At 37.7% G+C, this 20,733-nt stretch carries 14 protein-coding genes; 6 read left to right on the top strand and 8 right to left on the bottom strand.

Annotation, left to right across the window (positions count from 1 at the left end):
* The coding region (locus EGI24_RS11470) for a SprB repeat-containing protein (protein ID WP_255048545.1) at window positions 1–1,145 on the bottom strand (1,145 nt) is incomplete at its 3' end.
* Window positions 1,146–2,255: 1,110 nt separating this feature from the next.
* On the opposite strand from EGI24_RS11470, the gene EGI24_RS11465 reads away from it, so the two are divergent.
* Window positions 2,256–3,794 (top strand): carbon-nitrogen hydrolase family protein, encoded by a 1,539-nt coding sequence (locus EGI24_RS11465; RefSeq protein ID WP_255048544.1) that lies wholly within the window; start codon window positions 2,256–2,258, stop codon window positions 3,792–3,794.
* 153 nt (window positions 3,795–3,947) lie between these two features.
* On the opposite strand, the gene EGI24_RS11460 is transcribed toward EGI24_RS11465, so the two are convergent.
* From EGI24_RS11460 to EGI24_RS11450, 3 genes are all read right to left on the bottom strand, one after another.
* Window positions 3,948–4,568: a hypothetical protein gene (locus EGI24_RS11460; protein ID WP_255048543.1), complete on the bottom strand. Its 621-nt coding sequence runs from the start codon at window positions 4,566–4,568 to the stop codon at window positions 3,948–3,950.
* Window positions 4,569–5,031: 463 nt separating this feature from the next.
* Window positions 5,032–5,994, bottom strand: a complete 963-nt coding sequence (locus tag EGI24_RS11455; protein WP_255048542.1) for a lysylphosphatidylglycerol synthase transmembrane domain-containing protein — start codon at window positions 5,992–5,994, stop codon at window positions 5,032–5,034.
* 7 nt (window positions 5,995–6,001) lie between these two features.
* Window positions 6,002–7,021: a glycosyltransferase family 4 protein gene (locus EGI24_RS11450; RefSeq protein WP_255048541.1), complete on the bottom strand. Its 1,020-nt coding sequence runs from the start codon at window positions 7,019–7,021 to the stop codon at window positions 6,002–6,004.
* Between the two features lie 242 nt (window positions 7,022–7,263).
* On the opposite strand from EGI24_RS11450, the gene EGI24_RS11445 reads away from it, so the two are divergent.
* The 3 genes from EGI24_RS11445 (at window position 7,264) to EGI24_RS11435 (ending at window position 13,417) form a co-directional block, all read left to right on the top strand.
* On the top strand, window positions 7,264–8,328 hold the full coding sequence (locus EGI24_RS11445; protein ID WP_255048540.1) for a Cj0069 family protein: 1,065 nt from the start codon (window positions 7,264–7,266) through the stop codon (window positions 8,326–8,328).
* Window positions 8,329–8,878: 550 nt separating this feature from the next.
* Window positions 8,879–9,751 (top strand): ABC transporter ATP-binding protein, encoded by an 873-nt coding sequence (locus tag EGI24_RS11440; RefSeq protein WP_255048539.1) that lies wholly within the window; start codon window positions 8,879–8,881, stop codon window positions 9,749–9,751.
* A gap of 18 nt (window positions 9,752–9,769) precedes the next feature.
* Window positions 9,770–13,417, top strand: coding sequence for a M1 family aminopeptidase (locus EGI24_RS11435; protein WP_255048538.1), 3,648 nt, complete (start codon window positions 9,770–9,772; stop codon window positions 13,415–13,417).
* 199 nt (window positions 13,418–13,616) lie between these two features.
* Here the strand turns inward: EGI24_RS11435 and EGI24_RS11430 are convergent, their stop codons facing one another.
* The gene (locus tag EGI24_RS11430) at window positions 13,617–14,678 is read right to left on the bottom strand and encodes an alkaline phosphatase family protein (protein ID WP_255048537.1); all 1,062 of its coding nucleotides are present in this window, start codon (window positions 14,676–14,678) and stop codon (window positions 13,617–13,619) included.
* Window positions 14,679–14,719: 41 nt separating this feature from the next.
* Window positions 14,720–15,637, bottom strand: coding sequence for a metallophosphoesterase (locus EGI24_RS11425; protein ID WP_255048536.1), 918 nt, complete (start codon window positions 15,635–15,637; stop codon window positions 14,720–14,722).
* A gap of 157 nt (window positions 15,638–15,794) precedes the next feature.
* Here EGI24_RS11425 and EGI24_RS11420 point away from each other — a divergent pair, with 157 nt between their 5' ends.
* Window positions 15,795–16,511, top strand: coding sequence for an HAD hydrolase-like protein (locus EGI24_RS11420; RefSeq protein WP_255048535.1), 717 nt, complete (start codon window positions 15,795–15,797; stop codon window positions 16,509–16,511).
* Complete coding sequence (locus EGI24_RS11415) at window positions 16,508–17,656, top strand: TIGR03364 family FAD-dependent oxidoreductase (protein WP_310586081.1); 1,149 nt, start codon at window positions 16,508–16,510, stop codon at window positions 17,654–17,656. Before EGI24_RS11420 ends, EGI24_RS11415 begins: the two co-directional genes overlap by 4 nt.
* Here the strand turns inward: EGI24_RS11415 and EGI24_RS11410 are convergent.
* Window positions 17,637–18,932 carry a DUF5690 family protein gene (locus EGI24_RS11410; protein WP_255048534.1) on the bottom strand — a complete coding sequence of 432 codons (1,296 nt, stop codon included), beginning with the start codon at window positions 18,930–18,932 and terminating at the stop codon, window positions 17,637–17,639. The two genes, EGI24_RS11415 and EGI24_RS11410, sit on opposite strands and share 20 nt — an antisense overlap.
* 314 nt (window positions 18,933–19,246) lie before the next feature.
* Entirely contained in the window at window positions 19,247–20,545 is a 1,299-nt protein-coding gene (locus EGI24_RS11405) for a DEAD/DEAH box helicase (protein WP_255048533.1), read from the bottom strand.
* Window positions 20,546–20,733: the final 188 nt, after the last annotated feature.

Raw genomic sequence — 20,733 nt, 5'->3', positions numbered from 1 at the left:
CATGCGTTGGCATCGGATACTGTTACAGTATATGCTCCTGCACTTAAGCCTGTGGCTGTTGCGGATGTTCCTCCTGATGGAGACCATGAATAGGTATAGCTAGGTGTTCCACCTGATGGTGACACCGAAGCCGAACCATTTGATCCTCCATTACACGATACGTTGGTTAGCGAACCCGTTGCAGTGCTGATAGCCGTTGGTTGGGTAATTGTAAATGTTTTAGTAATGGATATACTTGCAGCATCAGTTATCGTACAAGTATAGCTACCTGAACTCAATCCGGAAGCAGTTGCACTTGTACCACCGGAAGGTGACCAAGAGTAAGTAAAGCCTCCACTACCACCACTTGCAACAACAGTAGCAGTTCCGTTTGAACCTCCATTACAACTAACATTGGTTTGAGATGTGGTAGCAGTAATGGGTGAAGAGCAACCAGTAATACAGTTCGGGCTGGTAGAGTAAGCTGTTATGTCATCAGAAATCCAATTAGCACTATTAGCAAGGGCAGCTCTTAATGTTGAAGCAGAAGCGGAAGTTGAGGTACAATTGTATCGAACATTATCAAATGCACTAGGGAATATTGCATTAACTCCATTTGTTAAAGCTGCTGGCAGACCACAAGAAGTAACTGGAGCTCCTGAATTCCAACCCCAACCCAATGAATAATTGATAATACCAGAAATGAAACTTGGACTAGCATAACTTCCCTGATAGGCTAGAATTGATTCGCCAGCACTAGTAAAGTTTAATGTTGGTCCACCAGTAATACCACTAATTGAACCTGTAGAAGCAGTAACACCACCATTGGCTGAGATAGAAACTTCTGTACCACATGTTAATGCTGTACTTGATGTCCATGTATAGTACATTTCACTTACCCCTGTTACACCGCCCCAAGTTACGAATCCTGGATCCCAACCAACATCAGTAAAACTAATTTGTGTGCCAGAAGAAATTGCTGTGAGCAATACGAAGGAAAATCCATCATAACTTGTCGTTGGAACCCCATCTGTGTTCATTTGAGTAAACATAATATCTCCCGGTGCGAGGGTTGTTTGGGAATTACCACTATAACTATGCAAAAACATACCTAGAAATAACCCTACGCTTACAAAATTCTTAATTGGAATGTAAAGATGTTTCATCGTTGAATCGTTAAATAATAAGGGATAGTTTGCAGAAATATTTGTACCAATAGTCTTACAAAAAGAAATGATTCGATCAGTATAACCGAACCTATTTTCGCATACGAAAATTGGGAATAACTATTTTTCCAGGAAGCCAAAGAGAAATACTTTAATAAAATCCTTTTATAAATGGAGCACCTTTGCATTTGGTAGAAAAACAAAATGAGAAACTCTAAAAACAAATTTTTTCTAAGATTGTAAGGTGAGAATACATTAATAAAGTAGGCAAAAATCCTTAGCAGATTAAAATCTAAGATCACCATGTAATTTATGTTTATTCAATCTTTTCAAACATGAGAATTACCCTTGCCAAGAAGATTAAAGTTTATAATAGGAAAGCAGGACAATTAACTATAATTACAAATTGTTTGCCACCAATTGAATTTTGGAGGAGATGATATAAATATTAAGCAATAACTTTTCAAGCGGATACATTTGAAAAAAATGATGGTGGAAATGCAGAATTTTATTTAAAAATATCACAATAAAGAAGGTTACTTGTGACCTAAAACTGCATTTTTTTGTATCCCCATTTTCAAGTAAAACCCCAAAAAAACATACGTTTTTTGCTCGTCCATTCATTAAAATTTGAAGCATAATAAAGTTCTTACTAAAATAAAATTGTGTAGCTTATTTGATTAATCAATTTAATTTCCCATTAATTATTAGACGATTTTTTTTAGCATAATACATCTAAACATTTTAAATAAAATTTCAAAAAGAGATGATTTTTAATCTTAAAAACATACTGAAAGAGGAGAATAAATATGCCGAATGGTTTTGATTAAAATGTTTTCTTTCTCCATATTTCCTAAATTTGAATCTAGGCAAGTCAAGTTTTACTTTCAATCAAATTACTCCTTCTAAGGGTTATAAAAATCATGCATTGCTTTTAGAGAAATGGAAAATTTAGAGGACTTCATCATAACCATATTATTATCATGTAATCTGTAATTAAAATATATGAATGACAATAACCTTTCAATTTGATCATCTGAGATTCGGAAATCATTATTAACCGCCGAAACCACTACCTTTGTTCAATTCAAAAATATTTGCATCCAAACTATGAACATAGAAGATATAGAAAATATAGAGCTCACTTATTTGACATTAGAAGATTATCAGGAGCTCAAGGAGGCCATGGTTTCGTCTTATCAAAGTATGCCCGATGCCTACTGGAAAGAACACCAAATCAAAGCTCTTCTCTTAAAATTCCCTGAAGGGCAAGTAGTAATAAAAGTAAATGGCATGTTGGCAGGCTGTGCTTTATCTATTATTGTAGATTATGACCACTTCCCAGGCAACCACACTTACAAGCAAATCACGGGCAATTATACTTTCAATACCCACGCACCCAAAGGCGATGTGCTATATGGCATAGACGTTTTTATAGTGCCCGGTTTTAGGGGATTGCGACTGGGCCGCAGGCTGTACGATTACCGTAAAGAACTCTGCGAGAACCTGAATCTACGTGGAATTGTCTTTGGTGGCCGAATTCCGAACTTCCATAAATATGCCGATACCCTTACACCCAAACAATACATACAAAAGGTCAAAACCAAGGAAATCCACGACCCCGTATTAAGTTTCCAGATTTCTAACGATTTCCACCCAGTGAAGGTTTTGAAGGGGTATTTAGAGGGCGATGAAGCCTCAAACGAATTTGCGGTACTTCTAGAATGGGACAATATCTATTATGAAAAACCCAATCTCAAAGCCACCAGTAACAAAAAAGTGGTGCGTCTGGGTCTTATTCAGTGGCAAATGCGACCTTACGAAACCGTTGAAGACCTCATGGAGCAAGCGGAGTTTTTCATAGATGCTGTATCAGGTTATAGGGCCGACTTTGCCTTATTTCCTGAGTTCTTCAATGCCCCGCTGATGGCCGAAAACAACCACCTTTCTGAGCCAGAGGCTATCAGGGAGTTGGCCAAACACACCGAAGCTATTGTCTATAAATTCTCAGAGTTTTCTATTTCTTACAATATCAATATCATCTGTGGTAGTATGCCCGAAATCAAAGACGGCACCCTCTACAATGTAGGATATCTATGTCGAAGAGATGGCACAATAGAACGCTACGAAAAACTCCATGTAACGCCCGACGAGGTCAAAGTGTGGGGCATGGTGGGTGGCTCGGAGCTGAAAGCTTTTGATACGGATTGTGGTAAAATCGGAATTTTGATTTGTTATGATGTTGAATTTCCTGAATTAAGCAGGCTGTTGGCAGACGAAGGAATTGATATCTTGTTTGTACCGTTTTTGACTGATACCCAAAACGGCTACTCGCGTGTAAGGCATTGTGCACAAGCCCGAGCCATCGAAAACGAATGCTATGTAGCTATAGCAGGCAGTGTGGGCAACCTCCCAAAAGTACACAACATGGACATACAGTTTGCTCAATCTATGGTATTTACGCCCTGCGACTTATCTTTTCCATCGAACGGCATTAAAGCAGAGGCAACACCAAACGCCGAAATGATTCTTTTGGCAGATGTTGATCTAGATTTATTAAGAGAACTCAACAAAGCCGGAAGCGTAAGAAATCTACAAGATCGCCGAAAAGACCTTTTTGATTTGAAGAAAAAGACGCCTAAGAAATAGGGTTGGGTTTTTCTTTTAATTTATTCCAAAAGTATGCTTAGAAATAATTTATAGCTATGAACCCCAAATAAATTTAGAATCCAGCAAAAAAAATGAAAAGAGCTTTGTAAAAACAAAATCTGGTTTTACATAAAAACAGCCGCTGACTTTAAACTACTTAACAGGCAATGGAGCACCTACGGCAATTGCACAGTCATGTCCTGGCTGGCCATGAGCTGGATTTACCTTGACGTTGGGCACACCAAAGTTTGGTGTAGTAGCCTGAACTGGAGCTGAGACCGGAGCTGAAGCAACAGAAAAATTTGGTGCAGTTGCTTGAACTGGTGCAGGTACTGGTGCTGACACCTTAGCTACAGAACCTTTCAAAGGAGCTCCTACAGCTATTGCACAATCATGTCCAGGTTGGCCATGAGCGGGATTTAAACGTACTGAACTTTTGGTAGCAGCTACAGGACTCGAACCGGTATTTAATGGAGCACTCGATTTTAATGGAGCACTTGAATTCAGTGGAGCACTTGAATTTAATGGAGCACTTGAATTGGCAAACTGTCCTGCTGGATTAAGACCTGATGGCGGCGGAATCGTGACGGTTGGCTGACTAACTCTTATCTCTGGGATAGAAGACAAAGGTGGCACATCTGAGTTATTTTCCGCTGGTGCAGGTGCAGAATTTTCAATCACAGCAATTTGCTCAGAAGCGGTTTCAGAATTACAAGCAAGTAGTCCAAAAAACATAAAACTTGCGGCCAAAAGCGTACTTTTTTGATTTTTCATAAACTTTAATTTATTTCTATAAACACACCAACACAATAATATAGCCAAATTTTTCAATTAGCAAATAATGATTACATAAAATAGGGCATTCATTATTGAAATTTTCTATTTCACAGATCAGCATTATTAAATAGACTTGGGTTGGATGCTTCATCAAAATATGGGTTCAAATAAGGCTTTTCTGATCTTCTAATGACTCAGATAGCCCAAAAAAAACAACCCTAGTAGTCTATTAAACAGCAACTTATATAGTATATTTTAATTAAGACTTTTCTAAAAAAAAATTACCCAATGCACAAATGCTTGAATTTACTAATGACATATTTTTGAAAAAATGTAAAACAGTACGGTTTGATTATTATTAAACGCAAGTTTTTAGAGTTGGTTACAGTCTAAAATTTAAGCGAAAAAAATAAATGTCAATTTGAATTGAAAACTACGACTTCTTATCGCTCTCTTACTTTTAGACGGGATTATTTAAACTAAATACGATTCTGCGGTTATTAAGTAAAACATAAAGTCCCAAAATGAGGTCATTTAATATGATAAAAGTATGGCTAAAAAAAGCAAAAAAGACAGATTGGATCTTTTCAAAGCCATGTAATTGCATGATGTGAGCAATAAAAAAATGATAAGAGCCCAACCCACCTTGCGTTGGGAAAATCCAGCCGATGTTGGCCATTACTGCCAGTTCAACAGGTAGCTTAACACCAATAAAATCTCTCGACACAGAGCCTTTTAGAAGAAAGTAAAATAGGGCAAAATAAGGTAACCAAATGGTCACAGTGTATAAAAACAACAACCATTTGTTCTCCACATTTTTTGTGGTCAATAATCCAATTTTAAAATGGGATAATTGACATTTTATCTGAGAAATGACTTTCTCCCAACGCTCATCAAAATAGGTTTTAAAGAAAAATCTACTTATAAAAAAAATCACGGCCACAGAGAGTATAATAGCGAAATAAAGCCTGTAATTCTGAAAAATGGATGTCTGAAACGAAAAATCCGAAAACATAAAGATGAAAAACAAACCAAAAACCACCAAGCCATCCATCAATTTTTCAGCTATAATTGTTCCCAGGCATTCGCTAAAGGGTATTCCACTCATTTTTCTTAAATAACTTGCCCTCACAAAAAAACTCGATTGCGGAATAATAAGATTGGCTGGATAACTCAATAACAAAGCCGAAAATGCTTGTCCTTTTTTGATTTTATAGCCTAAAGGCGAAAAGAGCACCAACCACCGCAAGTTTCTAAACCAAGCAGAAAGCGACATGCAAAAACCTGCAAAGCCAACCATTTTTAAGTCAACTTTGGCAGTTTGTTTCATAAAATCCTTGTATTTCACGTCTCTCAAAACATAATACAGCAGCAGCACCGAAATACTCAAAAAAACATAAGTCCAAATTCTCTTTTTTGTCATTTCTACTTCATACAGCTATATCCAGCCCATTATAAACATTCTCATAAAGCGATATAAGTTTTTCTCTGATGGCGTTTTTATCAAATTGCTTAACCAAATCTGCCGATAAGTCTTTGGCGTATTGCTTAAATTGACTGTCTTCAAAAACTTTGCTAATCAACTGTGAAAATTCTTCGTTGTTTTTTGCTTTCAAATAATCCGATTCATATAGCATTTCATATTCGCTCAAGTCTCTAAACAAAACAGGCAAGCCAGTGGCAGCGGCTTCTATGGGCGATAATGGGCTATTTTCTTGATAAGATGGAAACAAGAAGACGTCAGCTGCAGCATATAGAAATGGCATGTTTTCCAATTCAATTTGCCCAATAAATTTCACATTACTTGGAGCCTCCTCTATTTTCTGATTGATCCGATGGACACCTTCCGTTATGGCTCCAAAAGGCCTACTACCAGCCCACACAAAGTAAATATCCGGGTGTTTTTCGGCCAATTCAATGAAATCCTCCACTCCTTTTCTTTTCTGTAATTGCCCCACGCCAAGAACTACTTTAACATCCATAGGTAATTGTATCATTTCTCTACCTTTGGACTTTTTCTCCTTATCTGGAAGCCATTTATCTAAGTCTACCGGATTACCAATGCTTATGATTTTTGAGGTTACGCCAAGCTCCCTAAGGTTCTTTTCGACCATTGGAGAAATTGCAATGCAGACATCGGCATGGTTAAAGACCTTTTTAAAATAAAGCTTGGCAAAAGGTAAAACCAAACTGGGAAAAACCACCGAACCTTTTATGGTGGCTGGTGTGGTATGAACAGTATGTATTCTGCGACCTTTGTATTTTCGGGACTTCAAAAAATAATAAAGACCGTAGGAATGCGAATGAAAAATGTCGCCAAAGCCTTCTTGATTTCTCAATACCTCTACGTCATTTTTCTCTTTTAACAAATCAAACATACCCACGAAAGCACTGTGTACGCCGGTGCCTTTGGCCATAAAATCTGTGGAAGAAACCAGGTGAATTTTCATAGTAATTATTGATTTCTTATTTTACACAAAACTCCAAACTAAGGCACTTTAGTTGCGAAATTCTATTATGGTTATGTTAAAAAATCTGCTCTAATATTATGATAAAGTGAAGCGATGTTTACATCACGCAATCTTAACCATTAGCTAAAGATTTGATAACAGAATTTTAAGTGTATTCAAAAGTGAATACATTAGTTTTATACCGACTAGACCTACAAAAAACAACAATGGTCTGAAGCCCAATGATTAAAAAGAAAATTGTAATTTTTGAAGTAGAAGGTGGCAGCGACAAATGGATTAACGGCCTCAGAAAAGACACCATGCCAATTGTAAAGGCCATTGAAAACCTGGGTTGGATATGTGAAGTCCTCTATTTCCGAGACGAATGGAAAGACGAAATATATGAATATACCAAAGCCAATTTCAGTGGATTTATCAGCCGAATTAACCCAGGAAACTTACCCTATGGAGAAGACTTATATTTTGAAACGCTTCGGAAATTGTCTGAGATTGGCGTAGTGGCCATTTCGCACCCCGATGAAATGTTAACATTAGGAGCAAAAGATATATTGATTAAACTTAAAAACACCGGCTTTGCGGCCAAAGATACTTATGGATACCACTCTATAAAAGAATTCAGAAACCGTTTTCCTTTTTCATTGGCACAAAAGCAACGGGTTCTAAAACAAAATAGAGGCTCTACAGGAGTAGGTATTTGGAAAGTTGAAATTCATGATGGCACAAAAACTTTTGAAAATGAACCTTTACCGCTGGATACGCTTGTTCAATGCACCGAAGCACAAGACAATCACATGGAAATACATACTTTGGATGATTTCATGAAGTTGTGTGAAAAATATATGGTGGAGAATAACAGTTTATTGATAGACATGCCCTATTTAGAGAGAATTTCGGAAGGTGAGTTGAGACTACTTCTTATTGCAGATAAACCAATGGCTGTCATACATAAAAAGCCCAGTATTTCAGTCGATGCTTTTTCGGCTACTATATTTTCTGGAGCAAAATACACCATATTCCAACCAGAAGTTTACCCAGATTTGATTCGTTTTTTTGAAGAAAATGCCCCTCAGATTATCAAGCAGGCGAAACTCAAAAGCTATCCAATACTTTGGACAGCCGATTTCATACTCGACTTTGATGAACAACAAAAGGATATATATATACTTAGTGAAATAAACTGCTCTTGTGTAGGAATCCCGGAAAAACTGATAGGTGAATTTGAAAACTCATTTGCAAGGGAAGTCATTGAAAGAATTGAAAGCAATTTCACTTTAAAAATAAAATGAAACAAACCAAGCTTCCTAAACGTCTTAAAGAACTCACAACGCTTTCCTAGATCAGATATACTTTATTTAATTAAACATTTACAATATTATTTCGAAAATCCAGTGAAGCAATACTTTGCCAAAATATCCTGTTTTATTAAGTTGACTATCAGTTTTAGTCAATGGCGGTTTATTAAATTATTGATATTCAAAGTCCGCCGTTTACATTAAGAGCGACAAATCAAAACTTTCCTAAAACAAAAAATCGTTGGTATTTTCATAGAGTTTTTATAATTGAATACCAAATTTCACCATTTACCGAAATTAGAAATTTGGTGAAAATAACTAGAAAAAAATACTATCTAGGCATGTATAAAGACTCTTTCCAATTACTAAGTTTATTCTAGAAACCTTTGGAAAGAATTTATAAATGTATCCTCATTGAATTATCCGCAAAAACGTCCTTTCATCAATAATTTATTATATTTGAGATAGTTAAGATTATTTTTGGAGCTTTGAAACTTAAGAATTCTTTATACTTTTTGACACTATTACCCTATAATTAAAAAATATGCAATTAACAATCACCAATCTCAACAAAACTTATGGCAACGGAGTGCAAGCTCTGAAAGATGTCAACATTACGATTAACCAAGGTATGTTCGGGTTATTGGGCCCTAACGGTGCAGGAAAATCCTCACTTATGCGTACCATCGCTACACTTCAAGAGCCCGATTCTGGGGAAATATTTTTGGGTGATATAAACGTACTTACCCAGAAAGACGAAATCAGAAAAACGCTGGGATATTTGCCGCAGGAATTTGGTGTTTATCCAAAGGTAAGTGCTTTAAACCTGCTCAATCACATTGCGGTCTTGAAAGGAATCACCAATTCTTCTGAAAGGAAAAATGTGGTGGAAGCACTTTTACAAAAAACTAACCTTTGGGAGGCCAGAAAGAAAAACCTAGGTGGCTATTCTGGTGGTATGAAGCAGCGTTTCGGAATTGCTCAAGCACTTTTGGCCAATCCTAAATTGATTATAGTAGACGAACCCACCGCCGGTCTCGATCCAGCCGAAAGAAATAGATTTTTAAACTTACTTTCAGAATTAGGCGAAAATACGGTCGTTATATTATCCACGCACATCGTTGAAGATGTAAAAGAGCTTTGCTCTGACATGGCGGTGTTCAACAAAGGTGAAATATTATTTAAAGGCAGTCCAGACGAAGCCCTTAGCGGCATTGCTGGCAAAGTGTGGACTAAACGCATAAAGAAAGACGAGTTAAGTGATTATAAAGCCAACTTCAAAGTGATATCCGAAAAACTGATAGCAGGTAATCCCGTAATCAATGTGTTGGCTGACCAAAATCCTGATGGTACTTTTAGTGCCATTGATGCCGACTTAGAAGATGTTTATTTCTCAAAAATATTTTTGCAATCGTAAAAATCAAATCTTATAACTATGTTGAAAGAAATCATAAGGTTTGAGTTTTTCTATCGTAAAAACCGACCTGCCACCTATATTTATTTTGGAATATTATTTTTGTTATGTTTTGCGGCTGTTACCTCAAAATTCGTCACAATCGGAGGAATAGCCGGTGGGCAAATCAAAGAAAACTCCCCTTACAACCTGGCCTTCATGACCATCATCATGACATTTTTTTTTACATTTATTGCCTCCGCCATTATGGGCGTAGCCGTTTTAAGAGATTTTGAACACAAGACAGAGTCGCTAATGTTTAGCACCACCATGTCTAAGTTCGATTACCTCTTCGGGAGGTTTTTCGGCTCGTTTATCGTCATGGTGCTCATATATTGCTCCATTTGGATGGCTTTTATGACTGGCTATTCCATTGGCAAATTTCTCCCCTGGGATCCTTCCTGGAAAGAAAAAGAAATGTTGGTTTTCAACGCCTGGTCGTATTTGCAGCCTTTCATAGTTTGGGGCATCAGCAATTTGTTTATTCAGGGAGCCATTTTCTTTGCAGCTGGGGCATTGAGCCGCTCGACCATTGTCATTTACACGCAGGGTATTATACTTTTTGTGCTGTACCAAGTTTCTGATACGCTTTTGAGCGATATCGATAACAAAACGCTTTCAGCCATGCTAGATCCATTTGGAGTTCGTGCATTTAGTATTTTTACCGAATACTGGACACCAGCACAAAAAAATGCCCAAATAGTGCCTCTAGGTGGTGTATTGTTATGGAACAGGCTAGTTTGGTGTGGAATAGGTTTATTGATTTTAATAGGCACATACTTCTCATTTAGCTTCAATGTGGTGCGGAGCAGCCTTTTCAAAAGAAAAAATAAGAAGACCGTTCCGGAAGAAAAAATAAAACCTGAGCTCGTTACTATTCCTTTAGTAAAGCAGTTTTCAGGCTTTTCTACCAACCTTTCTCAACTATGGACACAGGCTAAGTTTTATTTTAGAATGGTCATTAGAGAAGTTCCGTTCATTGCTATTGCGTTTGTAGGTGTGATCCAAATCATCGTGGACTCGTTTTATTTCGACAAAATGTACGGCACAAGCTCCTACCCCATTACTGCTAATGTGATAAACATGTTGGATGGCTTCGATATGTTTTTCCTAATAATCATCGTGTTTTACTCAGGCGAACTTATATGGAAAGAACGTATCTCCAACATCCACCTGATCATCGATGCCACGCCAGTAAAAGACTGGGTAAACCTCAGTGCCAAATTTATCGGAATGATGATGATCAACCTCAGCATCATGCTTTTACTGATCTTTATGGGTGTTATGGTTCAAGCCGCACATGGATATTTTAACTTTGAGTTGCCTCTTTACTTTAAGTCAATGTTTACCAGTACCTTATCTTTTGTTTTGTTATATACATTGCTTTCGTTTTTTGTACAAGTGATGTCTAACAACAAGTTTATTGGATTCGCCATGATGTTTGTTTTCTTTTTGGTTACTTTCTTTTTAGGAGCTGCGGGTATTCAGCATCCTTTGTTTATGTTTGGCAGTGGGCGTTTGGGTGGATATTCTGACATGAATAAGTTTGGACATTTTGTTACTTCTTTCTCTTGGTTAAAACTCTACTGGCTTTCCATGGTAGTGGTTTTCTTTGTGCTATCAGTGATATTGTCGGTTCGTGGTTCTGAGTCCTTGATGAAAACCCGCCTAAAAGTGGGCAAATTGAGATTGACCAAACCAGTATTGGCATTTGGTATCTTTGCCTTGATTTCTACCTTACTGACAGGCTGTTATGTTTTTTATAACACCAACAAAATCAACACCTACCAAACCCGAGAAGAATCAGACAAAGAACAGGTTACTTATGAGCAATTGTTGAAGAAATACGAGAAGCTTCCACAGCCAAAAATCATAGATGTAAATCTGAAAGTTGAAATATATCCGACAACCCGTGATTTCACTGCCGAAGGTTACTATTGGCTTAAAAACAAAACCGACAAGCCCATCCGTGAAATTCATATTCAAAACGATGTGGAACATAAAATGAAACTGGCCTATCTGAAGTTTGAAGGAGGGGCCAAAGAAAATAAAAAGTACGAAAAACAGGGCTATATCATACATACCCTGAATAAACCTCTGGCTCCTTCTGATTCTATCAAAATGTCTTTCAAGACTTTATTTGAAACCAAGGGCTTTGTAGCAGGCGGGTCAAACACCAACATTGTATATAATGGTACTTTTTTCAATAATACTTATTTCCCATCTATAGGTTATAATAATGGCTACGAGATAGGAGATGACGATACACGCCGAAATTACAAATTAAAGGAAAAAGAAAGAATGATGGAGCAAAACGACCCCATCGGGCTATCACAAAGTTTGTTTGGTGATGATGCTGATTATATTCGTTTCGAAATGACAATTGGTACCGAAAAAGACCAAACAGCCATAGCTCCGGGTTATTTGCAGAAAACTTGGGACGAAAAAAACAGGAAATATTTCCATTATAAAATGGACGTGCCAATGTGTAATTTCTATTCTATAGTTTCAGCCAAATACGAGGTTAAAAAAGACAAATGGATAGCCGCAGATGGTAGGCCAGTAAGTCTAGAAATTTATTATAACAAAGGCCACGAATATAATCTGGACAAAATGATGACGAGCATGAAATCAAGCTTCGACTATTTCTCGAAGAATTTCAGCCCTTATCAATACCGTCAAATGCGTATTATGGAGTTTCCTAAATATGCCGAATTTGCCCAATCATTTGCCAATACCGTTCCTTTCTCTGAAGGCATTGGATTTATTCAAAAAATATCGGATCCTGACGAAGACCTAGATATGCCTTATTATGTAACTGCCCACGAGCTGGGTCATCAGTGGTGGGGACACCAAGTGGCTGAAGCCAACGTAAAAGGCAACGCTATGCTATCAGAAACACAAGCCCAGTATTCAGCTTTGATGGTGATGAAACACGCCATAAAACCCGCCATGATGCAGAAGTTCCTAAAATATGAACTCGACCGTTATCTGAGAGGTCGATCAAGTGAAAGAAAAAAAGAACAGCCCTTGAACATGGTGGAAGGTCAAGGATATATTCATTACCAAAAAGGCTCACTGGCCATGTTTGCATTGCAAGATTATATCGGCGAAGATAAGGTTAATCTGGCTTTGAGAAACTTTCTGAAAGATTGGCAATATCCAGGTCCAGACTCCAAGAACAAACGTTATCCGACGAGCAACGACCTTTTGGGTTACTTCAAAGCTCAAACGCCTGACTCTTTGAAAAACATCATCACCGATATGTTTGAGACCATCACGCTTTTTGAGAACAAAACCGAGAAAGTAGAATATAAGGCATTGAAGAACAAGACTTTTGAGGTTAAAATCACTACTACCAGTGAGAAATTCAGGGCCGATAGCTCAGGAAATGAAAAACCTATTGCCATCAACGACTGGATAGACGTAGGCGTGTATGGCGAAGACATCAAAGGCGAGCCGAACTTACTTTATCTTCAAAAACACAAGGTGAACAAAAAGGCAAACACTTTTACGATTTTAGTAAAAGAAAAACCAAAAAAAGCCGGAATTGACCCTATCAATAAGCTGATAGACAGGCACTCTGACGACAATACCAAAACCGCAAATTTGGCCGATGGTGGGGTGTAAATTGAAAAGAATATAATTTAATAAAATTAAGGTTACGATTAAAGAAAAAAATAAAAAGTCCCCAAATTGGGGACTTTTTGATTATCAATGCCTTAGAAAAAGCAAAAGTTTCTCACGAAAACCAGGCATTTTCCTTGTTCATTATTTTAACACCTAATTGAAATTTCTCTATCGCTTGCGAAAGGCTTTTCTTTACTTCCTATCTGATTCCATCAATTACTTTTCCTATCTCCTTACCATTTTCAAAATTATGGCCTAAAAATGCGGCCAAAGTTTTGGCAATTTGGTTTTGGAAAAGGTTTTGCTTAGTAGATACTTCGCCTTTGGCAGGTGTATCGGGGCCAATCACGGCCATCCAAATCTGTGCCGCGTCTCTAATTCGTTGGCCATGGCTGGTCCATTCCGACTTTACGATGTCTCCCCTGCCATGGTCGGTGGTGATGATAAACGTAGTTTTGTCTTTGTATTGGGGTTGCGACTGACAGTAATTCCAGAGGTCATTTAGGTATTTGTCAAAAGCCTGAGCAGAATACAAATATTCCTTGTATTTGCCGGCGTGGGCATAGCCGTCGGTGTCGTCAAAAGAAATAAACATCACCCTGGGTTTATTCAAAGCCACATACTCCTTGGCTTGAAAATAAGTGATAAAATCGTGTCGCTCAGCTTTGGCATGTGGAGCCATTTGTTGGATTTGGTTCAGTAATTCTTGTTTGGGAGAAAGTTCACCTTCCATCAATTCATTCCCAGAATTCACCGGAATACCACTCCTTTTGTCATTAATGATATACGGAAAAACATCCCAAGTACTGAAGACCGCCACTTTTCCTTTCAATTTTGGCTGATTGTTGAGATATTCTAAAACCGTCACATTCTTGTTATAATTTTTATCGTTAGAATTGATTTCAACATCGGCAAATCCAGTAAGCAATTCATTGTAACCAGGATAAGAAAAACGATAAACATTGTCTACATCCATAAAGTTACCCTTCCATCTATTACCATAAATCTGGCCTTGACTGGCAACCGTATTCCAAATAAATGGCAAAAGTTTCTTTCTTCTGCCTTGATCTGTTTTAGCCCAAAATGCATTGGCAGTTTCGGAAGAGTCTGGGGTAAATGATTTATTAAAAATAATGGCAGAGTCAGCTCCAGAAAAAACATCCTGCCAACGGAGTCCATCAGAAGTTATCAAAAAAACGTTCTCCGTTTTTTGGCTAAAAGACTGTATTGAAATGAAAACGAAAAGCAATAGTTTTTTCATGAGAAGAGATTGAATTATTTAGAACAAAATAAGACAATATTTTAAGAATAACTTAAATATTTATTCTCAAAAGTGCCATCTTCAAACAAATCTATAACCGCATAGCCTGGCTTAGTTTGTTTATAATTGCCCATCCACCAGTTTCCGCTCACGGCTCCGTTGCAACAATAGGTGATTTGGTTATATTCAATGCTATCAGTCAGGTGAATATGCCCACTGATGGCCAATTTTACATTGGCATGATTGGCAAACAGTTCTACTAAATCTTCGGCGTCACCGTGCATCCAAGTTTCAGGAACACGCCACTCGCCATTTTTAAAGTTTTTGCCATCTAAAAACACACAAGCAGACAAAATGGGAATATGAGAAACAATTAGAATATGGGTTTCCCTTGGTGTTTCTTTGAGTTGATTTCTAAGCCAACTCAATTGTTCTTCATCTATTTTCCCTTGGTATCCTTTTAAATTAAGTTTACCCTGAACACTATCCAAAACTATAATTTTCCAATTGGCGGCATTAAATGCATAATAGGTTTTGTTCATCCCGAAATGGTCCATGGCTACTTTCTTCCCATCCTCAAAACCTTGCAAATCGTCCTTTTTGCGATAAATATCGTGGTTTCCTATACAATTATAAACTGGTAAATTATTCTCCGAACCAATGACGTTTTTGTACAATTCCCACTGTTTGCCAATACTGTTTTCGGAGGCATGATGCGTACCCATGATGGCATCACCCCCATTGATTATAAAATCAACTTTCTGGGCTGAATTCTGAATATGATGAAGACATTTCTCGAAACCTTTGGCGGCACCAATGTGCGGTTGAATGTGTGTGTCTGTTATGTGGGCAATCCTGATCGATTTATTTTTAGGAGTTTCTTTGGCTAAAATTTCTTTCGGTAAAACCAATCCACCCGTTATGAGTCCAAGACTTTTTAAAAGGCCACGTCTTTTCATTCGTTTTTTTTGCAAATTTCCGAACCCAAAATAACCAAATCATTAAGTAGGTGTTAAATGATTATTTTCACAAAAGGAGAACAAACTAAAACATTATAATTTAATATTCCCTTAACTTTCAGAAAAATCCAGTTTCATATTTTTGCATAAAAAACGAATGAAAAATATAGAACTCGTCATATTTGACATGGCAGGCACAACTGTCAGAGACCAAAAAGAAGTAGAAACATGCTTTGCTCAGGCTTGTAAATTCACCTACTTAGATGTCACTGAAGAAAGAATATTAGCCCTTCAGGGCTATTCGAAAATAGAAGTATTCAGAATGCTCTGGAATGAAAAAATAGGCGAAACACACACAAATTTTGCCAAAAACGTACAATATAGCTATGAAAACTTTACAAGAATTTTAGAAGAACATTACCTTAACCACAGCATTTTACCCACTGACCATTGCCTTGAAATATTTGAGTATCTAAGAGCAAACCATATAAAAATAGCCCTAACAACAGGTTTTTACAGAAAAGTAACGAACATCATTCTTAACAAACTGGGTTGGCTTGAAGGTCTAAATTCGGATTATTTTAATGCTTCAGGAAAAGGCATCATCGACCTTTCGATAGCTTCAGACGAAGTAGAAAAAGGCCGACCACAGCCGGATATGATCCTCAAAGCAGTAAAAACACTTGGCATCAGTGACATAAAAAATGTCATAAACATTGGCGACACACCGTCTGATTTACAGTCAGGCAAAAGTGCTGGGGTGGCCCTCAGTCTCGGTATTTGCAATGGCACACACAGCAGAAAACAACTCGAAGCAAATCCAAATGACGGACTTTTAGCTGATTTGTCTGAGCTTAAAGCTTACCTATCATGATGAAAAAATACGACCTAATTATAGTTGGTGCAGGCATAATGGGCACCTTCCATGCATTTCATGCAGCCAAAATTGGTAAAAAAGTCCTTTTACTCGAAAAAGACAATCGACCTGTAGGCAGCACCATTCAAAACTTCGGTCAGGTGGTTCCTTCTGGCTTGGATGCTTACTGGCAAAGGTTCGGTATCAGAAGTTTGGAGATTTTTGACGAACTACAAGCCGAAGCTGACTTTACTTTAGTTAAAAACGGCAGTGTGTACATTGCCTCAGACGAAGACGAACTGAATTTGATAAATGAGGTTGCCGAGCTACACCATAAAGCTGGCTATACCCAAGAAATTCTTTCCAAAACTGCCACCAATGTACTTTTCCCTGATATAAATTCGGACTATATCAAAGGCTCTATTTTTTATCCGAAAGAATACAGCGTAAATTCCTCGGAGTTTATTTACAAATTGATAAATTACTGTCAGGAAAAATTGGGCGTGGATTATAAAAACCACCGAGCGGTTATCGATATTGAAGACCAGAACGGAGAAGTAAAAGTTGAAACAGCAGGCAAAGAAGAATTTTTAAGTGAGAAAGTCATTATTTGCAGCGGTTATGTTTTTAATCTATTGTTTCCCGAAATATACCGAAACAGTGGTTTGATAGTGAGCAAATTGCAAATGATGAAAACAGAGCCTTTAAAGCAATTTAACCTCAAAGCCAACATTCTTACTGGCCTCACCATCAGACGATACGAATCATTTGAGGAATGTCCATCGTTTGCAAAACTACAAACCCCCGATCATTTATTGGAACTCAAAAAATGGGGTATTCATATACTTTTCAAGCAATTGCCTGACGGCAGCATTATCGTGGGCGACTCGCACGAATATGCCGGTGTAAGTGAGGTGGAAAATCTCGGATTAGGTGTATCTGATTATATCAATGAACTTATGAAAAACGAGGCAGAATTGATTCTGAATATTCCTCGTAAAAGTTATACCCAAACCTGGGCAGGCTATTATGCCCAACATCCCGACGGGATTTTTGAACATAAAATATCAGAAAATATCGAAATCAGAACTGGTATTGGCGGCAAGGGAATGACCACCAGTGCGGGTTATACCGAAGCCAAAATCAACCAATTGTTTCGCTAAACTCGTATTCTTTTTGTTTGCTATATTTCTTTTCAAAAAAGAAAAACTGCGTCGCAATCAACAAAATTCCTAAATAGCCAGTCACTTCGCTCAGTTCCAAAAGTGTCTGGCTATAATTTATACTTTTCACACTAAATTCCTTGTAAAACAATAGGACTACACTACCCAAATATCCCACACTATCACATAGATACACAAAGAAACCAGCATTGCCCTTAATCCTTTGGTAAGCTATAAGTCGCTCAAAATAAGCAATCTGAATCAGCAAATACGGCAAATAAAAGCCAATACCCAGGGTAGTCATCCAAATTTGCGGAGAAATAATGCCAGCCCGAAAAAGATAATTACTTAGAAGTATGGAAAGCAAAGAAAAAACAATCATGATTGTGATGGCATAATAGGCAGTGCGGTTGTTTTTGAAAAAAGCAATAAAGGCTAAAAACACCATAACCACCGATGCTATAATGGTTTCTGTTTTTGCAAAAATCAGCTTAGAATGTTGGCTATCAATCTGATGCCAAATCTCCACTGCGAAATTATCTCGAAAATCTCGGAGCGTAGTGAAAAACGCATAAACCAAAATAATGGTTAAGATTCCAAAACCATATTTAGATAGTATTTTGACTTTTTCGGCATTGTTCATCGGTTTGCGAGAGACTTTTACATGTTGTTCTTCCTTGTTGGGAGGTGGTATTTTGCTCAGCATCCACACAAAAACGGCAAAAGCGGGCAAAAAGATAACCCCCACCACAAAAGGCATCCAAAACTCAGAGAAACCACTAAAAGCTTGAATATAAAGATACACCGACTTGAGAATGCCGGACGTCATAATCATGTTGATACTCAGACCAATACCCAATATTTCTGTAAATCTCCGTCCCTCCAAAAAACTAAAAAGCACTCCCCAAACCATGCCCAAAGGCAAGCCATTGATAAACAAAAAAGGCAGATTGTAGGGTGCAGGTACCCAAGCAAAAAATAAAAGGCCCAAACCAGCAATCGATATCAACGAAATGATGAGCTTAATTCTTTGCTGAGACCGAAGCTCCGAAATGATTTTTACACCGATAAACTTGGAGCTCATATAACCCAACACTTGCATGATGATATAAACGCTTTTGAGGCTCATTCCCCAAAGCACATAACCTTCAAACTGAGCAGTAAAAAAAGGCTTTCGGAAGGCATAGGTACAAAAATAAGCCCCAAAAGCCGCAACAAAGCACCATATATTGAGTAAAAGTGGTTTTCTAGTTAATCGAGCCGAAAGGTGTTCCACAATCTGTTTTTTACGCAAATTGGGATTCTAATATTACTACAAAGTGAAGCCTTTTTTATGAAATTGATATGAATTGGGGGGTGGGATTGACGGAATTAAAATACCCCTGTGTATTTGGTTAGTTTAGGCTATCTGGCTTTATAATGGTTCCACCATAGTTTCTAAGTTATACAAGTTTTACTTGCCTAATCACCTAATTCAAATATCCAATCATTCAAGACAGCATCTGAATAGGGATGAACAAAGTTTGGTAAAACGAGTAAAACTCTATTTACGCACCAACGATAGTTCAACCGTTGCAAAGCATTTAAAACTCACCTAGCCACCTCAATCTTCAATTTCTTCCCCTTGATTTTTTGATCCTTTATATTTTTAAGAAATGAATGAACTTGGGCCGTTGCGATGGCCACATAAGATGCGAAATCTTGCACTTCTATTTTGCCCAAAGCTTCTTTTTCTATTCCGCCTTTTTGCAAACAAAAACCTACAATGTCTATTTTATTTATCTTGTCTTTTTTGCCTCCACTAAAATAAAGCGTGGTCCATGATTCTTTCGTAACTGCTTGTTGTTTTTGTTCCAAAACTAGCTCCTCAGGCAGCTGAGAGATATATGGAGGCTGTTTTGCGTTTTCCTCCAGAAAGAAATACGCCACGCCGGTGGCGTTCATACGGGCAGTACGGCCATTGCGATGGATAAATTCTTGCTCGTGAAAAGGCATGGAATAATGTATCACGTTTTCCACCTCGGGTATATCCAATCCTCTGGCAGCCAAGTCAGTGCTAATCAAATACCTAACACTTCCGTTTCTGAATCTGATTAAAGCTTTTTCACGATCTACCTGCTCTATTTTTCCATGAAAAACACCGCAATTTATGCCGTTCTTCATCAAAAGATTGGCCACCTCCTCGACCTCATCCCGCTGATTACAAAATATCAAGGTAGGCGTTTGGGTTATTTGTCCGAGTAGCAAATTGAGCGACCTTATTTTGTTATTGGTTCTAACATATTTCAGTGTTAAACCTTCATTTCTTTGGCCATCGTTGATAAAGTCCAAGGTATTTACTGCGTCTATTTTCAGGAAACCAGGCAAGCTAATTCCTTGAGTAGCAGATACAAATATGTATTTTTTCAATTTAGGCAATCGCTCCAATATAAACTGCATTTGTTCATGAAATCCCATTTCTAAGGACTTGTCGAATTCGTCAAAAATGATGGTTTCCACCTGCTTTGAATCAATTGTGTGTCGTGTGTAATGATCCGCAATTCGCCCGGGCGTACCCACCACTAATGCAGGTGGATTTTTCAGGCTATTTACCTCTACTTCCATACTGTGGCCACCATAGAATGCACTTATTTTATGTCCCGAACCTATGCTTTTCCAAACGGACTCTATTTGTAAAGCCAGCTCACGGGTCGGAACCAGAATGATGGCCTGAATTTGATTTTCAACTGGTTTAAGAATTTGGAGTAAAGGCAACAAAAACGCCAAAGTTTTGCCCGAACCCGTTGGCGATAATAAAAGGGTATTCGGATGCTCTAAAATACTCTTTTGAGTAGCTATCTGCATTTTATTCAATGCTTCAATGCCTATTTTTGCTAAGATTTTTTCCATATACAAAGGTACGGAAAGTTTTCTTTCGTTGTTTTTCTAAACACATAGGCAAATAGGGATCATAGGTTTGGATATTTTTAAACACATAGGCACATAGTTATCATAGGTCTCTATGTGTTCTATGCTTCTATGTGTTTATTAACAAATTATGTGTTTATCAAAAAAAGGCGACCTTTCTTCCAGTTTTG

It is taken from the genome of Lacihabitans sp. CS3-21 (genome assembly GCF_024343675.1).
Lineage (GTDB): Bacteria > Bacteroidota > Bacteroidia > Cytophagales > Spirosomataceae > Leadbetterella.
Note: the sequence above shows the minus strand (reverse complement) of the source record. Positions and strands in the feature narration are given on the sequence as shown.